The organism is Kiritimatiellia bacterium (genome assembly GCA_026417735.1).
Classification (GTDB): domain Bacteria; phylum Verrucomicrobiota; class Kiritimatiellia; order PWTM01; family PWTM01; genus CAACVY01.
Genome location: JAOACR010000021.1, coordinates 79,646 through 97,760 on the forward strand (window position 1 = coordinate 79,646; position 18,115 = coordinate 97,760).

Sequence of the window (18,115 nt, forward strand, 5' to 3'; positions counted from 1 at the left end):
CGCTAGAGAGTGCTGGGTTTTGACGCTCCCAGCGGGCAGGTCTACGTTGGACGTTTGAATGCGTGAGCGCCCACCACTGAAACTGTTGCCAAACGATCAGGAAGCCCTTTTGCGGGCGCTGGCCGGAGGGACGTGCCAGTTTGACCCGCTGCCCGCGGCAGCGCAGGCCTATGTGGCGTGGTGTCTGAGGGAGTTGGCCGCTGCGCCGGTGGTGTGGGTGACCGATACGCCGCACTCGCTTGAGACCCTCGCCGACGATGTGGCGGCGCTCGCGCCCGAGGGCCGGCGATGGTGTGTGTTTCGCCGTCGCGAACCGGCGGACCGCATGATCTCGATGGAGGCGCGTCGGCGCATTGAGGGCGAACGGCTGAGGGTGGTGTGGGAATGCCAGCGGGAGCGGCCGCCGGATCTGATCGTCACGTGCATCGCGGCGCTGCTTCAGCCCACCGTGGCGGCGGAGGCGCTCGGCGCGTTTTTGGAGCTTGCGACCGGCCTGGCGATCCCGTTGGAGAGCGTTCGGGCGGTTCTGGCGGAGGGCGGCTACGAGTGGGTGGCGGAGGTGGATGGACCTGGGCAGGCGGCGGGTCGGGGCGGGATTTTGGACGTTTGGCCGCCGGCTGAACCGTGGCCGGTTCGGGTGGAGTGGCAGGGTGAACGGATCGAGTCCATGCGCACGTTCGATCCGGTCCGCCAGCGGTCCATCGAGCGGGTGACGGCGGTCACACTTGGTCCGGCCCGCGAGGCGGCCGGTGGGGCGCTGTTGATGGATCATCTGCCGGCGGATGCGGTGCTCGTCTGGCACGACGAACCGCTGTTGCGCGAACATGCGGAGGCGCATCAGCGTCTGGAGGCTGCGACGGGATCGGACTTTGAGGACGTGCGGAGTCGGTGGGGGCGCCACCTTGTGTTTGCGCCGCAGTCGAGCGGAGGCGCCTCCTGGACGCTCGGTGTGCGGGCGCTCGATCCGTGGACTGCGAGGGAGGACACCGCGAGCGACCAGGTGGCGGCGGTCCGCGCGGAGCGAGTGAAAATGTGGCTGGCGCGAGCGCGGCGGGGGGGCGAGGTGTGGCTCCTGTTGGCGACGGAGGGATCGCTCGCTCGTTTCCGGGAGCTGTACGTGGAGGAGGCGCACTGGCCGGCCGGTGTTGTTCTGGGTGTCGCGCCGCTGTCCGGAGGGTTTGAGCTCGAGGACGGCTCGTTGACGGTGGTCGCGGAGCCGGATCTGTTCCCGCGGCGCGGTCCCACGGCGGCGCGGTTGGCGGGTGGACGCCGCCGGACGGCCGCTGCTGTGGAGGGCGAGCGTCTGCTCGACCCGGGGCGGATGGAGCCGGGCGAGCTGGTGGTGCACGTCGAGCACGGTATCGGCCGATATTTAGGCATCACGAACGTGCGGGTGGGTGGGGAGCTGCAGGAAGTCCTCGCCGTAGAGTACGCGGAGGGCGGGCGGCTCTATGTGCCGCTGAATCAGGCCCACCTGTTGAGCCGGTACATCGGCGTGGGAGGGCGCCCACCGGCGCTGCACCGGCTGGGTAGCCGCCGCTGGGCACGGGAGCGGGGCGCGGCGGAAAAGGCGATTCGCGATCTCGCCGCTCGGCTGATCGAGACGCAGGCGCTGCGGCAGATATTGCCGGGGCACGCGGTCGGCCCGGACACACCGTGGCAGGCCGAATTTGAAGCGGCGTTTCCGTATGTGGAAACCGAGGACCAAGCCCGTGCAATCGCCGAAGTGAAACGGGATCTCGAGGCGCCGCGGCCAGCGGATCGGCTCATCTGCGGGGATGTGGGTTATGGAAAAACCGAAGTCGCGATGCGCGCGGCGTTCAAAGTGGTGATGGACGGGCGGCAGGTTGCGGTCCTCGCGCCGACGACGGTGCTCGCGCAGCAGCATTTCGACACCTTCCGGGAGCGCATGGCCGCCTTTCCGGTGACGATCGCGATGCTGAGCCGGTTTTGTGCGCTATCGCAGCAGCGCGAGACCCTTCGCCGGCTTCGGGAAGGGACGGTGGACATCGTCATCGGCACTCACCGCTTGTTGCAGCCGGACGTCATGTTCCGAGATCTGGGGCTGGTGATCGTGGACGAGGAACAGCGCTTCGGGGTGGAGCACAAGGAGGCGCTGAAGCGTTGGCGGCCGACGGTGGATGTGATCGCGATGAGTGCGACGCCGATCCCTCGGACGCTCTACATGAGCCTGATCGGCGCTCGTGACCTCAGTGTGATTGAAACGCCCCCCCAGGACCGGCTGCCGATCGAGACGATCATTCGCCCGTGGGACGACGCGCTGGTCCGCGAGGCAATTTTGCGGGAACTGGATCGGGGTGGGCAGGTGTTCTTTCTCCACAATCGAGTGGCGACGATCGCGCACCGCCATGAGACGCTGCGCCAGCTGGTGCCGGAGGCGCGCATTGGCATTGCGCACGGCCAGATGCCCGAGCGGCAGCTCGCGGACGTGATGCGGCGGTTCGGGGAAGGCGCGCTGGACGTGCTGCTCTGCACGACCATCATCGAGAGCGGCCTCGACATGCCGCGGGTGAACACGATTTTGATCGAGCGGGCGGACCGGTTCGGCGTCGCGGATCTGTACCAGTTGCGCGGCCGCGTGGGCCGGTATCGGCATCAGGCGTACGCCTATTTGCTGTTACCGCGCCATGGGCGGTTGCTCGACACCGCGCGGCAGCGGATCGCCGCGCTGCGCCGCCACAGCGGCCTCGGCGCAGGATTCCGGCTCGCGATGCGCGATCTGGAGATCCGTGGGGCGGGCAACTTGCTGGGGGCCGAGCAGAGCGGGCACATCGCGGCGGTCGGTTTTGATCTGTATTGTCAGTTGCTGCGCCGGACGATCGCACAGCTTCGAGGGGAGGCGCCGCCGCCGCCGGCGACCGCACAGGTGCAGCTTGAGTTCATCCGCTATACGCCCGATCCGGTGTTCGCGGATGCCGCCGCCGCCCTGCCGGCCGACTACGTGGAGGATGAGTCGCTGCGGCTGCAGCTGTACCGCCGCATCGCGGGTGCACTGACCGAGGAGGAAATCGACGACCTCGCGGAGGAGCTGCGCGACCGGTTTGGCCCGCTGGCGCGGCCGGCGGCACGTCTGCTCGAGCTGACGCGGTTGCGCCTGCTGGCCAGCCGCGCCGGCTTTGAACGAGTGGAGACCGACGGCGATCGGTTGCTGCTCTACCGAGAGGGCGAACCGTGGATGCCTGACGGGCGCGCACCGCGTCTGCGGGGGGAAACCACCGAGGCGCGGATTGCGGAAATCGTGTCGCTCTTGCGGCGGCTCGCTCGCGACGCCTCATCGTCGGCGGTCGGAGTTGCCGATCTGCGTCGTCTTGGCTAGGTTCCGCACGGCTTCATGCACCACGCGCAAGCGACACCGCCCCGGGAAACTCTCGCCGAAGTCTGGCGCTGGCGGTTTGCGATCGCGAATCTGATGCGGGCGGATTTTTGCGCGCGATACCGGAACATGTCGCTCGGTGTCGCGTGGTCGCTCCTCAACCCGCTGGTGCTGCTGGGCATGTTCGCGTTCGTGTTTACCTACGGGGTGCAGGGCGTTCATCGGCCCTATTTCCCGGTGTTCCTGCTGCTGGGGATCGTGCCCTACAATTTCTTTTCGCTTTCGTTGGCGGCCGCGACGCCCTCGCTGCAGTTCAATGCCGCGATTGTGAAGCGGGTACCATTTCCTCGTGTGCTGCTGCCGGTCGCGACGGTGTGTTCCCAAGCACTGCACTTTGCGGTGCAGCTGGCGCTGTTGGGGCTGTTCGTTCTTTTCTGGCGCGTACCGCCGACCGCGCACTGGCTCTGGTTGCCGTTGCTAGCGGGACTGGAGCTGGCATGGGTCGCGGGTGCGGCGACGCTCGCGTGCATGCTGAACGTGCGGGTCCGCGACATGCGCTACCTGGTCGAGTCGGGTTTGGTGGTCCTGTTCTGGCTCACCCCTGTCTTTTACTCGGCGGACGCGGTTCGCCTACGCGCCCCCCGATGGCTCTGGCATGTCTACTCGATGAATCCACTGGTGGGAATCATCGAGGGCGCTCGGAGGGCGGTTCTGGACGGCCGGCCCCCGGATTTCTCGACGCTGTCGGTCGCGGCGACGGTGACCGCACTGACTCTCGCGACGGCCTCGCTGGCGGCGCGCTGGATTGGACCGACCTGTGCGGACGAGCTGTAACGACGCTGGGGGTGGATCCAACTTGCAAGCGACGGCGGACGTCTTGGCGCGGTTCGACGGTGTCGGCAAAGCGTTTCGGACGGTCCGGCATCCGCCGCTGTTGGCCGAGGCGCTGTGGCGGCGACTTACGCGGCGGGAGCGGCCGGCCATGCTGTGGGCGCTGCGGGGGGTTTCGCTGGAGTTGCGGCGGGGGGAGCGGGTGGCGCTGGTGGGGCCGAACGGCGCAGGGAAGTCCACGCTGTTGACATTGTTGGCCGGCACCACGCGGCCGACGATGGGAACCGTGGAGGTGCGCGGCCGGGTGGCGGCGTTGCTGGATCTGGGCGCAGGTGTTCATCCCGACCTCACCGGGCGTGAGAACATCTGGCTGCTCGGTTCGCTGCTGGGGCTGAGCCGCGCGCAGATTCAGGCGCGGGCCGACCAGATTGAAGCGTTCGCGGACATCCCGGAGTTTCTGGACGCCCCGCTGCGCACCTACTCGTCGGGGATGCTGCTGCGGCTCGCATTTGCGGTGCTGATCCACACGGATCCGGACATTGTGGCGGTGGACGAGGTGCTCGCCGCCGCAGACCAGAAGTTTCAGGCACGCTGCTTTGACTGGCTGGCGGAGTTCACCCGGCGCGGCGGCGCCGCGATCGTGGTGAGTCATGCGCTGGAGCGCATCCGTTGGTTCTGCGCTCGGGCGGTGTGGCTTGAGGGCGGGCAGGTGCGCGCGGACGGACCGATGGCGGACGTGATCCGGGCGTATGAGGGGGGCGCGTGAAGGGGCCGATCAGCTCCCCGCGGCGCCCGATCACGCCGCTCACTGCGATCGCAGTGCTGCTGGCTACGCTGTGGACGCTCGCGCAGTTTCGTGTGGTCAGCTATGTGGTCACCAGTGATCCGAAACTTTATTTGACGCTCGCCCGCACACTGGCGAGCTCGCCCATCGGATCCTCGGAGTGGCGAACCGCGTTCGCGCAGATTTCTCCTCTGTGGCCTGTCATGCTGGCTCTGTGCTGGCGGTGGCTGGGGGCCTGGGCGCCGTACTGGCTCAATTGGGGGCTGGGGCTTCTTTGGCTGGTCGCACTGCGGTTGCTGATCGCGCGCCGATGGGCGGCGGGCGGGACGGGAGCGTTTGTGCTGGCCGCGGTTCCTGCGATCGTCGTTCGCGCCCATCCGCTGGAGTTGGAGTGGCTGCTGCATCCCTACCGCGAAATGTCCGCCATGCTGTTTCTGACGGCGCTCTGGGCGGTGTTGCCGGATGTGCCGCGGGCCGCGGGCCGGTGGCTGGGCGCGGGCACGCTCGGGCTGCTCGCCACGCTCGCGCGAGAGCCGACAGCGCTGGCGCTGGCCGGTCCGGTGTGCGTTGCGGTTGCCGCGCGGGACGAACCGTGGAGCGGGCGCGCCCGCGCAATCGCCGCGTTTGCGGCGCCATTTGCGGTTACGGCTGCACTATGGTGGTTCACTCGCACCGTGACGGGGCTGGAAGAATGGACGGGCCAGCTGCACGGCTTTCGCCACGAAATGTTCGAGCTGGAGCGGTGGCGACGGGCGGCGGCCAATCTGTGGCAACTGTGGCAATGGTGGGTGGGCGGCCTGGGGCTGCTGGGCAGCATTGGCGCGGCGATCGGCCTGGCCCGGGCGGTGCGACGTCGTGACCCTGCGGCATGGCTGGCGGCGGCAACGGTGATCACGATTCCCTTCTATGCGCTGTATCTTGCGGCGCCGCGATATTTGACGATTGCCTGGCTGGGAGCCGCGTGGATGGCGGCGGAGGGATGGGCGGAGGTGCTCGAGTGGTTTCGTGCGCGATCGCCGCGCTATCGCGGTCCGTCAACCGCCCTCGCGGTGCTGGCGGCGCTGTTGGCGACAGCCGGCCGCACGATGATGGAGCCGTCCTTGACGCTCGGGCCCCGGTTCGGCTGGCAGGAGACCCGGCGCGCGGCGGCCGCGATTGATGCGGTGTGTGCGGGCGGCCCCTTGTTCATCGAGCGGGACTGTCGTGCGATCGAATCACTGGTGTTGCATCATGCGAATGCGCCGCTCCGGTGGCCGGAGACGGCGGGCGAGGGGGCTCCGTCCGGAGCGGTCTTTGCGAAACCGTTGAACGCCGCGTGTTACACGCCGGCGCGTGTTCGGCGGGGCGGCGTCCGCGTGGAGGAGTGGCTCCTGCAGGCGGGGCGGCTTTCCGTGCCTGCGGAAAAAACGCCCGGCGGCTCAACAATCGTACTCGGCGAGGGGCGGTATCGGTTGCTCCGGTTCACGGCCTGGACGGACGGAGTGCCCGCCAGTGCTTCGGGGCGCATGCGTTTGCCCGGTGGATCGCAGGCGGTATGGCTCGATCTGCGCAAAGCGCCCGTTGGTCGGTGGATGTTTGCCTGGCGTTCGGTCGATGGGGGGCTGCTCATGTGGAGCGGGGAGGGGTGCGGTCTGCATTCGCTTCTCATCGACGCGGTCACCGCGGAGCGCGAAGGGGAATGGTGGCTCCGCGCCGACGGGCCCGTGCCGGCCGATCCGATCGCCGCAATTCAGCAGGGCTCCGAGGTGGTGTGGTTTGAGATGGGCCCCATGCGCTGGTTGTCTGCGCAGCGTTGGTTTCAGCCCCCATTTGTGACCGGCAGCACGGCGGAGCGGCACGGCGCCGCACTGCTCGAGGGCGGACGGCTGCAATTGCCGCCAATGGCATTGGGAACCGCGGGAAGGGCGGCGCGCTTGGCGGTGACGCTGGAACTCGCGCCCGTCGGTACCCTCACCGGCACCACGATAAGCGTGCGAGGGAACGGACGGCAACTTGCCAGGCGCGTGATGGGCAGGCAGGGGGGGACAGTCGCGTGGACGACGGAGCTTCAACCCGGCTCGGGGGCGGAGGTGGAGCTTGAATGTGTACCGCCGCTCTCCCCTCGGGGGTTCTTCCGGGTCCGCGCGATCGGGCTCATGCTTTCTGCGGTGGCGTCCCCGCCCGCCGAACAGTGACCGCACCTCGATGGCTGGGCTTTCCAGAGCATACTGCCGTGGTCGCCGCGGTCGGGCATCTCTGCAATGTCGGCGGAAGTGACGATCTCCGCATTGGTCGACACGTGCACGACCAGTCGTTCCTGCGCTCGAAAGATTGTTTCCCGCTCCGTCTCGGTGAGGAATCACTCCACGGGGCTTGCGCGGATATGGAACGGCGGAGATTTCGGCCACGCGGTCCGGGCGCCGCCCTCAGAATAGTTGGGGTTCTAAACCCGGGCCGTTGCGTCGATAGAAATCGTTTTCGCGGATTAGCACGGTCACCAATGGTGCTCGGGGTCCTGACCATCTTGCGCAAAGCGCATCGTACAAGGCCACGGGATCGAACCGCCCACGCTTCGGTCTCTCGAGAATGCCATTGGACCAGAAAAGCTCCGCGGCCCGGTCCGGTGTCGGCATGCCGGAGACGCTGAAATCGCTCGGGCACACCAGCAGGGTGCCGCGGTATTCAAAAGGTCAGTCTGGCGCAGTGCCGGTGTTGTGGCAGACCACGCGGACTGCCGCGTCGAGTTCTGCGCAAGCGCGCGCTTGAGTTTCCGCGACCGGGGCTGGGTCGTGCGAGGTGCCGATCGCGACCGGTAAAGGACTGAATGTCTTCGAGATCAGCCGCATTCCAGGCGTGCGCGATCGATCGAGCGCGCCGCTGGTCAGGTTCGAGGGCATACCTTTTGTAATCGCGCAGCAGATCGGCGAGCGCGGCTTCGGACTGCTCGCGGAGAGGCAAAGAGAAACCGCGCCCGAGCGGGTGGAGCGAGCGGACGTGACCACTGATCGTCACTCCGCTGTCGCGCAGGCGGCGGCCTCCGTCCGGCCGGCGCGAGAGGTATCGCTCGAGAAGTGGCGCGGTCAAATCAAAGCACCCCCCTCGCGATGGTGTTCGAGCGTGCCGATCAGTCGAAGCAGGGTGTCGGTGCTCGGGTCGACACAGCCCCAGTCGTGCGCGTAGACCACAGAAGTGACGCGAGGGCGGGGGCTGCTGAGGTGGCCGCCGGTCTTTGCTCGGGACGTGGCGAGGTGCCGGGGTTCGCGCGTTCCCAGGCGAGGTAAGCGTCGGCCATTTGTGAAAAGGTGGCCCACCGCGCACGGCCCTCCTTCACGAGCGGAGAGACGACCTGCGCGAACCATGCCTCGATGACGGCGAAGGGATGGTCGGGGCGGCCGCGGAACTCACCTGGATGGAGGGTGATGTGGAACACGTTCACGCGGTCGGCCCGGGCGGCGCGCAGGGAGAGTTCGAGGCCTTCGGTCAGCATGTCAAAGTAGCGCCAGTCGCCGCCGGCGAGTTCAGCGCGCCGCATCCCCGCGTGATCGGGCCGCGAGAAGAGGCCGTCGGGGAGGTAGACGATTCTGGCGGTGGGATCATGGTGCGCGAACGCGTTGATGTCGTCATCGGCCGGGCCTCCGGCAGGTCGCCAGGGATGGATGCCGAGCAAGCGGATGTCGGTACTCTGGCGGCGTGGGTTTTTGTGGTCGCACATCACTTCCAGCCCGGCGGTGGCGGCCGCGGCGAGCACGCCGGTGTAGAGGTTGCCGCCGCTCCAGCAGCGAATGGGTCCGCGAGCGCCGGCTCGCCGGATCCATTCGACCTCGCTGCGCATCGCGGCCGCCCAGTCGGCGACGTCGAGGGTGTTACAGTCGGGGCCGAGGTGCGCGTCCTCGTGGAAGTGCAGCGCAATTTCGTGTCCCCGGCGTTCGAGCTCCAGGAGAATCGTTTCGCCGGTTTCGGCGGCGATGCGTGTGAACGGTGTCTGCGCCTGGACGGTGAGGCGGCCCCCGAATCTTTCGACAAGGTTGGCGAGCTGGCGGATGTCCGTCACATGGCGTCGGAAGAGTTCCGGATCGCGGTAGTCGAGACGGTGCGGTGCCGATGGTGGAGGGCGAGCGGGAGAGCGCGGCAACCAGTCGGCGGGAGGCGGCGGCGCGCGCACCGCACCAAACGGTTCGATGTGGAGGCCAACGCCGATGAGCAGCGGCGCATTGGTGGAGCCGGCGTCCTGCGGCACCGTCCGGGAGAGGCGGGGTGGGGCCGCTGGTGTCGATCCTCGTTCCCGCGGTGGGGTGGTTGGAGGAGCCTCGCGTCGAACCGGTTCGCTGGTAACTGCGATCAGCCAGGCGCCATCGCGCAGTCGGACTGCGGCGGGATCGGCGCCGCGAAGTGGCAGATTCACTGGCGCCGACCATCGCTCACCATCACTGCTGCTGGCCATCCAGACGAGGGCGCCGGGCCCTTCGGCGGGCATCCCAGCGTCCGCGGTTCCGAAAAACACCAGACGGCCGCCGTCGACGACGACGTTGCCCAGCCATCGCCGGTTGCCGGGGATTCGTACATCCGGCGCACGCACGAAGTTCAGGCCGTCTCGGCTGACGGCGTGATACGCGATGCCCTGCCTCGGGGAGGGGGGTTCACCCAGAGGTTCTGAGGGCCCGTTGTCCGGTGCGTACAGGTGCACCACGCCGCGATACCCGACTGCCGCACAGTCAATCACGGGCCGGTTCGTGATCGCGAACCGCACGCCGGGCTCGAAGACATAGGCGACCCCGTCGGTGGTGATCGCAGAATAGATCGCGGGCACGGACTGCCCGCCCGCGGGCCGCCGACGGTTGCCGGTGAAATACAGTCGCAGGCGGCCGTCCGGCAGAGGGACGAGGGTGGGGTCAAAAGGGAATCGCATCCACTCGGGCAGGCCGGCCATCTGGATCACGCGCGGCGGCGTCCAGGTGTGTCCCTCGTCGGAAGAGAACCGCACGGCGACAGTGTCGAAATTCTGCGGATCATCGGCGGGAAAGTGCTGATGAGCGGCGATCAGTCGCCCGTCTCCAAGGCGAGCGAGCGTGACCACTCCCGCCCGCTCAAAGGTCGCCACCTTTTCGGTCTGGTGTGGATCTCCCCAACGCCAGAGTTGGATGTCGCGGTTCCAAGGCCCGTCGTCGGGAGGAGGTGGTGGCCGCTGGGCGAGCACAGCGGTCGCGGTGCTAGACAGCGCGATCGACAACAGGAGGACGCAGTTCATGAGGGAATCCCGGCTCCAAGGTAAATGGTTTCCGTGCTGCTGCAAGCACGGGTGGCGGGTTCTCGAGGGTGATGAGGCGAACCGCCGACGGTGTAAACCAACGATCGGTGCAATGGGCGGCGAGTGGGAGGTGAATGATTGACGGCCACGCGCGGCCGCGCCTATGCTACCTGCGGGCATTTTTGAGCGGATGAACACGCCAGAGGGCCACTCCGCCTCGGCGCGGGCGCCCGTCGCGGCGCGCGGCGGCCGCGTCCGTGCTCTATTGGAACAGTGTGGGTTGTTGGATTCTGCGCAGGTGGAGGAGGTGTTCCGCCGCGCGCGGGAGAGTGGAACGACCGTGATCCAGGCCGCCCTGACGGCGGGACTGGTGAGGGAGACTGTGCTGTTGGAGGCGCTCGCCCGGGCGATGGAGGTGCCGTATGTCCGAGCCTCGGAGGTGACGATCCCGCGCGAGTCGCTGGAGGCGCTGCCGGCGAAGGCGGTGATGCAGTTTCGGGTGCTACCGTGGCGGATCGAGGATGGCGCACTTCGGGTGATTACGAGTGATCCATGGGTGCCCGGGCTGGCCGATGCGCTGCGTTTGGCGAGCGGACGTCGGGTGCGGTTTGCGCTGAGCCCCGCGGCGGAAATCGAGGCGGCGGCGAAGCGACTCTACGGGGTGGGCGCGGACACGCTCGAACGGATGATCCAGGACAATCGGATCGAGGTGGCGCCGGAAGAAACGCTCGATAAGGTGGACCTCAGTTCGCTCGATCAGGAGGCTTCCGTCGTCAAGTTTGTCAACCAGATCATCTGGGAGGCCTACCAGGATCGTGCAACGGACATCCACATCGAGCCACAGGAGTTCGACCTGCGGGTGCGGTATCGGATCGACGGCGTGCTGCACCAGACGCCGGTGCCGGCGCAGCTGAAGCGGTTTCAATCGGCGGTGATCTCCCGCATCAAGGTGATGGCGGGGATGGACATCGCGGAGAAACGCTTGCCGCAGGACGGCCGGATCAGCCTTCGAATCCGCGGCGAAGAAATCGACGTGCGCGTCTCGACGATGCCGACCGTTTACGGAGAAAGCGTGAGTCTGCGGCTGCTGATGCGTTCGAGCGGACTGCTGGGAATGGACAAACTGGGGCTCTCGCCGCGGGATGAGGAGATTCTCCGTCGGCTGATCACCCGGCCGCACGGGATCCTGCTGGTGACCGGTCCGACCGGCTCGGGCAAGTCCACCTCGCTGTACGCGTGGCTGCACACGATCAATAAGACGGATCTGCGCATCATCACCGTTGAGGATCCGATAGAGTACGAGATGCCGGGGGTGAACCAGGTGCAGATTCGTCCCGAGATCGGGCTCACGTTCGCGGTGGGGCTGCGGCACATTCTGCGGCAGGATCCGGACGTGATCATGGTCGGTGAGATTCGTGACAAGGAGACCGCAGAGATCGCGATCCGCGCGGCGCTGACCGGGCATCTGGTGTTTAGCACCCTCCATACGAACGATGCGGCCGGCGCGGTGACACGGCTGCTCGACATGGGGATCGAGCCGTTTCTGGTCGCATCGTCGGTGGAAGGGCTGGTGGCCCAGCGTTTGGTGCGGCGGCTTTGCACCAGCTGTCGCCGGCCGGCATCGGTGGCGCCGGAATTCTTACGAAAGGTGGGGTTTCCGATCGCGCGGCTGGGGGAGGGAGGGATCTGGGAGCCGGTCGGCTGCGAGGAGTGCCGCGGCACGGGATTTCGCGGCCGAACGGGAATCTATGAGATTTTGGTGGTGGACGACGCGATTCGTGCGCTGGTCACCGCACGCGCGTCCGCCAACGAGATCAAGGCCGAGGCGATTCGGCGGGGTATGCGCACACTGCGCGACGATGGCTGGAGCAAGGTGTTGGACGGGGTGACAACCATCGAGGAAGTGCTGCGCGTGTCGGAGGAGGACGAGGCGCTGGCGGAGGGCTGAGCGCAGCGCGACGATGGCGACCTTCCGCTATTTGGCGCGGGCGCGCGACGGGCGCCGACTGGAGGGTTGTCTGGAGGCGGCGGACCGTCACGCTGCGCTTGCAGAGCTGGCCCGGATGGACTGTGTACCGGTCCGAGTGGAGGAGGCCGCTGCGGTGGAACTGGCGCCATCCGCGGGGCGGTTTCGGCTGCGTCGTCGGGCCAGTCCGCCGCGCATGGCAACGCGCCAGATGCTGCAGTTTACGCGAGAGCTAAGCGACCTTGTGGGCTCGGGGATGACGTTGGGGGAGGCGTTGCACGCGCTCGCGCGGCGGGGCGGTGGCGGGGAGGCGGCCACCGCGGTGATCAGCGATCTGCGTGACCAGATCGTGCAGGGCCGGAGCCTCTCCGATGCGCTGGCGGCCCACCCTGCCACATTCCCCCCGCTGTACGTCAGCATGGTTCGGGCGGGCGAGGCGGCGGGAACGCTGGCCGCTTCGTTGGAGCGGCTGGCGGCGCATTTTGAACGTGCGCAGGAGACACGCGAGAAGATTCTGATGGCGCTGACCTATCCCGGCATTGTGCTGTTGGTGGGCAGTCTCACGGTGGTCTTCATCATGGTCTTCGTCATTCCGCGGTTTGCGAGCATGTTCGCCGAGCTGGGCAGTACATTGCCGTTGCCCACGCGGATTTTGATTGGCCTCAGCCGCTCGCTGACGGGTGTGCGGGGACTGATCCTGATTGCGGCCATTCTGCTGGCGGTGATCGCGGCGCGACGCGGGCTGGCCACCGAGGCGGGCCGTGAATGGTGGCATCGAACGCAATTGCGATTGCCGGTGATCGGGCGGGTGGTGCGCGCCGCCGCATTTGCACAGTTCGCACAGACACTCGGTTCGCTGTTGGCGAATGGAGTGCCAGTGCTCTCAGCGTTGACGATCGTGGAGCGCACGATCGGCAACCGGGTAATCGCGCGTGAAATCCGTCAGGCACGGGAACGCGTGACGGACGGTTCCACTATCTCCCGCCCGCTGGCCGCGGGCAAGGTGTTTCCGACATTGCTGACGGACATGCTCGCGGTCGGCGAGCGGACCGGCGACATGCCTGGCGCCCTCGCGCACATCGCGCGGCGCTACGAGGCGGAACTCGACCGCACGTTGAAGCTCTTCATTACGATCCTGGAGCCCGCGCTGATCGTGGCGATCGCGACCCTGGTGGGGTTTGTTGCCATCAGCATGCTGGCCGCCGTGTTCGACCTGACCAGCGGCCTGCGCACCTGAGCACCGGGATGCGTTCTTGAAAGCCGCGAAAATTGACGTAGTGTGCAACCCAATGAACTGAAAGGACGGAGAGCATGTGCCAGGTGCTGGTCGTGTACGCATCCGATTGGGGGCATACGAAACGAATGGCCGAAGCGGTCGCAGAGGGCGTTCTCTCGGTGTCCGGGACACGGGTGGAGGTGAAGAGTGCAGAGGCGGCAACCGCAGACGATCTGGTCGCGGCCGATGCGGTTGTGGTCGGTACCCCGGTCCACATGGGCAGCCCCGACTGGCGCGTGAAACGGTGGATTGACCAGGCGTGTAGTGCGCTCTGGCTGAAGGACGCGATGGTGGGCAAGGTCGGCGCGGTGTTTGCCACCGGCAGCGGCTTCGGCAATGCAGGTGGCGGCTGTGAGCTGGCGATGCTGGCGCTGCTGTCCAATTTTGCGGAACTCGGGATGATCATCGTGCCGTTGCCCAAAAACACGCCGGGATACGCGCGGGGCGGTCTGCACTGGGGGCCGTACGGGCGTTCGGCGTCTGAGACGATGACCCCTGGCGAGCTGTCCGCGGAAGCTTTGGAGACGGCTCGACGGCACGGGGCCAATGTCGCACGGGTCGCGGCGGCAGTGAGCAAGGCTCGTCTGCTGGGCGGCTGAACGTCTCAGATCCCGGGTGTGGGGCCCCAAAGGGGCTGAGTTTCTTGTTCATCTCCCTTGCGTTGCGCCTGTGGCAGAGGGACAAATTCAGTCCGGCTGTCATTCTGTTCCGCTTTTTTGTCCGGGGGCATCAACTTTTTGTAGTCCTCCGCCTTGCCAGCAACGTTACGATATGTTCAAATGTACGCGGAGGACCGCAGCGATGACGTTTGGGCAAGGCAAGGCAACGCTTCGAATGGCGGGCGAGCACAATCGCAAGCTTGTCTTTCAAATCTTGAGAAGGTTCCGGAGAGCTTCACGTCAACAAATCTCTGAAATCACGGGTCTGCATCGATCGACGCTCTCGAAGATCATGGCCGAGTTTTTGTCGAGCGGGCTTGCGCGCGAAGTGGGCCCCGTACAGCCGCCGAGGCGAAGGGTTGGCAAGCGGCAGATTCATGTGGAGCTTTGCGGGGAGGCGGGCTGGACACTGGGGTTTGGGTTGAGTCCCGGTTTTGCGCAAATGGCGGTGGTGGATGTCGCCGGTGGGTTGGTGGGCTCGACCCAGTTCGAAATTGAGCGGGATCTGGCGAAGGTGCCGGCGACGCTGAAAGTGCGGGCGGACGAGTGGTTCTCTTCGCACCCGACCCCGGCGGGACGCTTTTTCGGGGTTGGGGTCGCAGTGACCGGCATTACCGATCCGGACTCGGGTGTTGTGATCTACTCCGAGGGCTTCCGGGTGCGGAATCATCCGTTGGCCGCTGCCGTTCGGGAGGTGTTTGGCGCGCGCACAACCATTGACAATGACGCGCGGGCGGAGGCGATCGCGCACCTGAACCAGCCGACCGTGCCGACGGGATCAGATCTGCTGTTTTTGTATCTTCGGCACCGAGAGGTCGGCGATCGGGTTGAATTCACGGATGTGGGCGCCGCGATTGTGCTGGGCGGTCGAGTGTTCCGCGGCAGTCATCGCGGGGCCGGTGAGATTTGGGGAGATCTACGCCCGGCTCTGCCGCCGCCAGTGACCATGGCGGAGTTGAGAATGATTGAGACGCCAGACGCGGCGATCAATGACCACGTGGAGGCGGTGGTGGAGGCGCTGGCCCCGATTGCAGCGACTCTGGCAGGTTTTATGGATCCGGATACGGTGGTGCTTGGGGGCACAGTGGATTGGCGGAACCGAACGGTTCTGAATGTGCTCGAGGCGCGCCTGAATGAGCGCATCCGGCCATGGTATGCGGAACGGCGAATACGGGTGGAATGTGCGGAAGTGCCGGCAGCCGGCGCGGCCTACGGTGCGGCGCTGCTTGCGATGGATGAAGTGCCCGGTGACGAGTTGTTCGGCACTCCTGCCGCGCGTGAAATGGCAGTCCAAGCGCGCCGGCGCCATCGTCGCCGTCGGAACCGGCGCCGGCGAGCGATCACTCCGCCGACGGAGCCGCCCGCGGTCGGGGCCCTCGTTCCCGGCCAGACGGCCACGACAGAACCGGCCTGAGGGGTCTACTGCTGGACGACTGTGGTCGAACGGGTCTGACCGCCCGACGCGACCCGGACGGTCTGAGTGCCAGCGATGTTGCCAGCCTGGTAGATCACCGACGACCCGCTGCCGTTGATCGAGCCAAGCGAGGGGTTTGCGACCGACCACGAGTAGGAACCTGTGCCACCCGACGCAGTGAAAGTGGTGGTGCTGTTGCGGGCCACGGTGATCGTGCCCGCTGGGCTGATGGCGAGGTTACCACCGCCGCCACCCTGATTGGTCGGCACGGTGGCCTGACCATAAACAGTCCCGTATAGAGTGGCTTCGATCCACGTGCCGCGCATCGTGGCCAGGTTTCCGCTGACGTCGACAGTAGCCTGGATCACCCCGGAGACACCTGAGCTGGTGCGACCTTCCAGCGTGATCGTTGCGGAGGAAGGTGACGAGGCAATGACGCGACCCCGAAAAACCCTGCCGTTGTTGTCGATTCCCTGCAGCTGATCTCCGTTCTGAATCAGGTTCATGTTGACGATCGGCGCCCCGCTGTTCTGGGAGACGAGTCGGCCGTTCCCATTCGCGTAGAATCCCGCGATATTGATGCCGACCTCACGGACTACTTCGTCGGGCGAGCCGATTTCGCAGCCGGCGATGGCGGCCATTAGCGCGCCGGCCACCAACATAACACGGGCCTGCTCTCGGAGCTTGGGCGTCATGGTTGCGACTCCACTGCGGCGATCACGGTATCCAATGTCACTCTACGGGTGGCGGAGCCGGGACGCAAACCCCCGCGTTGAACGGGCTTGCCGGTCACGTGGGCCGTCGCGACGGAACTACCAGCACGGGGCACCGTGCATGTTTGAGCACGCCGGAGGCGACACTCCCCACCAGCAGATCGTAGAGCGCTCCATGCCCGTGAGAGCCCATCACGAGAAGGTCGGCGCCGAACTCTTGAGCGGCCGCAAGGATCTTCTGGACCGGGTCGCCCTGCACGACCAGCGCACTGACTGCGGGCGTCTCGTCGCGGAGGCTTTCCTCAATGGCATGGAGCTGCTGCCGCGCAGCCCGATATTCAGCGGCAATGCGCTCGCGCACCGTCGCCGGACCGGCCTCGTAACCCACGAAATCGGGCTCCGGAGGGACGGCATGAATCAGCCGTACGTCGGCGTGGAACGCGCGCGAGAGCGCGGCGACCACTCGGATCAGATCGCCGGTGACCGGCGAGAAGTCCACCGCCGCCAAGATCCGTTTCACGAGGAAAGCATCGCACTGGGAAGCGGACCGGCCAAGCCAAATTCCGTCCGATCATTCCCCGGTGACGATCCCGGCTCCCCGCATCGGGCAGAACTTCGGGCCGCACATCGTACAGGGCTCGGCCGCGCCCGGCTCCGGCGGAAGCCCGGCGGCGGCGCGTGTGCGCTCCCAAACCGCGCGCGCGCGAGGCGGATCGAGTGAGAGCCGAAACTGTTCGGGCCAGTCGAAGCGATGTCGCGCTCGTGACATCGCGTCGTCACGCTCGCGTGCTCCCGGCCGACGCAGGGCGGTGTCCGCCGCATGGGCGGCCAGCCGAAACACCGCGACACCTTCGCGCACGTCGTCCGCGTCCGGAAGACCGAGGTGTTCGGCTGGCGTGACGTAACAGAGCATCGCGGCGCCATGGAGTGCCGCCCAGGCGCCGCCGATCGCCGCGGCGATGTGGTCGCGGCCGGCCGCGCAGTCGGCCACGACCGGTCCCAGAACGTAGAACGGTGCGTCGTCGCAGAGTTCCCGTTCGCGGCGCATGTTGAATTCGATCTGGTCGAGCGGTATGTGACCGGGACCTTCCACCATTGCCTGCACGCCGGCATTGCGGGCGCGCCGGACGAGTTCGCCGAGCACGGTGAGTTCGGCCATCTGCGCCTCGTCGGAAGCGTCGGCCAGACAGCCCGGCCGCAGACCGTCGCCGAGCGAGAGCGTAACTTCGTACGTGCGGCAGATTGCCAACACATCCTCAAACCGGGTGTAGAGGGGGTTTTCTTCGCGACGACGGCTCATCCAGTGCGCGAGCAGGCCGCCGCCGCGGCTGACAATCCCGACGAGCCGACGGCGCGCCAGCGGGATGTGCGCGCGCAGCAGACCGGCGTGCACCGTCATGAAGTCCACGCCATCGGCCGCATGGCGCTCGATCGTCCGAAGCCAGTCCTCCGGTTCCAGATCAGCCGGGTCGTCCGCTGCAGCCGCCGCCTCGTACAGCGGGACAGTTCCGAACGGTTTGGGGCATCGGGCGAGGAGCTCGCGGCGAATCCTCGCGGATTCCGGTCCGGTGCTCAGGTCCATCACTGCATCGGCTCCGGCTTCCAGAGCGACCTGAAGTTTGGCGATCTCGCCCTCGAGTGAACCCGCCAGCGGGGAGCTTCCGATGTTCGCATTGACTTTGGTGCGGAGCGTGCGGCCCACCCCGACGGGCTGCAAATGGGTGTGCCGCCGATTTGCGGGAATCACAATCCTGCCCATCGCCAGCCCCGTTCGAATCTCCTCCGCCGAACGTCCCTCGTTGCGGGCGACCTCGAACACCTCTGGCGGCGTCTCGCCAGCGCGGGCCGACTCCAACAGCGTGCGCTCGGACATGGGCACCTCCAGAACGTCTGCCGCGCGGGGAAAAGGGGACC

Annotated in this window: 12 protein-coding genes; 8 read left to right on the forward strand and 4 right to left on the reverse strand. The window is 66.8% G+C overall.

Annotated elements, in window-relative coordinates; all coding sequences use genetic code 11:
- Positions 1-58: 58 nt before the first annotated feature.
- From mfd to N2652_11255, 4 genes are read left to right on the forward strand one after another with little or no spacing between them, the layout of a single operon-like run.
- A complete protein-coding gene (mfd, locus tag N2652_11240) occupies positions 59-3,337 on the forward strand; it encodes a transcription-repair coupling factor (protein ID MCX7819758.1) in 3,279 nt (1,092 codons plus the stop codon).
- A gap of 15 nt (positions 3,338-3,352) precedes the next feature.
- Complete coding sequence (locus tag N2652_11245) at positions 3,353-4,168, forward strand: ABC transporter permease (GenBank protein MCX7819759.1); 816 nt, start codon at positions 3,353-3,355, stop codon at positions 4,166-4,168.
- A gap of 22 nt (positions 4,169-4,190) precedes the next feature.
- A complete protein-coding gene (locus tag N2652_11250) occupies positions 4,191-4,931 on the forward strand; it encodes an ATP-binding cassette domain-containing protein (protein MCX7819760.1) in 741 nt (246 codons plus the stop codon).
- Positions 4,928-7,123 (forward strand): hypothetical protein, encoded by a 2,196-nt coding sequence (locus tag N2652_11255; protein ID MCX7819761.1) that lies wholly within the window; start codon positions 4,928-4,930, stop codon positions 7,121-7,123. Before N2652_11250 ends, N2652_11255 begins: the two co-directional genes overlap by 4 nt.
- Positions 7,124-8,052: 929 nt before the next feature.
- Here the strand turns inward: N2652_11255 and N2652_11260 are convergent.
- Entirely contained in the window at positions 8,053-10,173 is a 2,121-nt protein-coding gene (locus N2652_11260) for a glycoside hydrolase (GenBank protein MCX7819762.1), read from the reverse strand.
- A 190-nt stretch (positions 10,174-10,363) separates the two neighbouring features.
- Here N2652_11260 and N2652_11265 point away from each other — a divergent pair, with 190 nt between their 5' ends.
- The 4 genes from N2652_11265 to N2652_11280 all read left to right on the forward strand — a co-directional run bounded on the left by N2652_11265 (position 10,364) and on the right by N2652_11280 (position 15,488).
- Positions 10,364-12,121, forward strand: coding sequence for a GspE/PulE family protein (locus tag N2652_11265; GenBank protein ID MCX7819763.1), 1,758 nt, complete (start codon positions 10,364-10,366; stop codon positions 12,119-12,121).
- Positions 12,122-12,134: 13 nt separating this feature from the next.
- The gene (locus N2652_11270) at positions 12,135-13,376 is read left to right on the forward strand and encodes a type II secretion system F family protein (GenBank protein MCX7819764.1); all 1,242 of its coding nucleotides are present in this window, start codon (positions 12,135-12,137) and stop codon (positions 13,374-13,376) included.
- Positions 13,377-13,450: 74 nt separating this feature from the next.
- A complete protein-coding gene (locus N2652_11275) occupies positions 13,451-14,014 on the forward strand; it encodes an NAD(P)H-dependent oxidoreductase (protein ID MCX7819765.1) in 564 nt (187 codons plus the stop codon).
- A gap of 202 nt (positions 14,015-14,216) precedes the next feature.
- Positions 14,217-15,488, forward strand: coding sequence for an ROK family protein (locus N2652_11280; protein MCX7819766.1), 1,272 nt, complete (start codon positions 14,217-14,219; stop codon positions 15,486-15,488).
- A 5-nt stretch (positions 15,489-15,493) separates the two neighbouring features.
- On the opposite strand, the gene N2652_11285 is transcribed toward N2652_11280, so the two are convergent.
- The 3 genes from N2652_11285 to thiC all read right to left on the reverse strand — a co-directional run bounded on the left by N2652_11285 (position 15,494) and on the right by thiC (position 18,074).
- Complete coding sequence (locus N2652_11285) at positions 15,494-16,183, reverse strand: hypothetical protein (GenBank protein MCX7819767.1); 690 nt, start codon at positions 16,181-16,183, stop codon at positions 15,494-15,496.
- Positions 16,184-16,277: 94 nt separating this feature from the next.
- Entirely contained in the window at positions 16,278-16,721 is a 444-nt protein-coding gene (locus tag N2652_11290) for a universal stress protein (GenBank protein MCX7819768.1), read from the reverse strand.
- A 51-nt stretch (positions 16,722-16,772) separates the two neighbouring features.
- A complete protein-coding gene (gene thiC, locus N2652_11295) occupies positions 16,773-18,074 on the reverse strand; it encodes a phosphomethylpyrimidine synthase ThiC (GenBank protein ID MCX7819769.1) in 1,302 nt (433 codons plus the stop codon).
- Positions 18,075-18,115 lie beyond the last annotated feature (41 nt).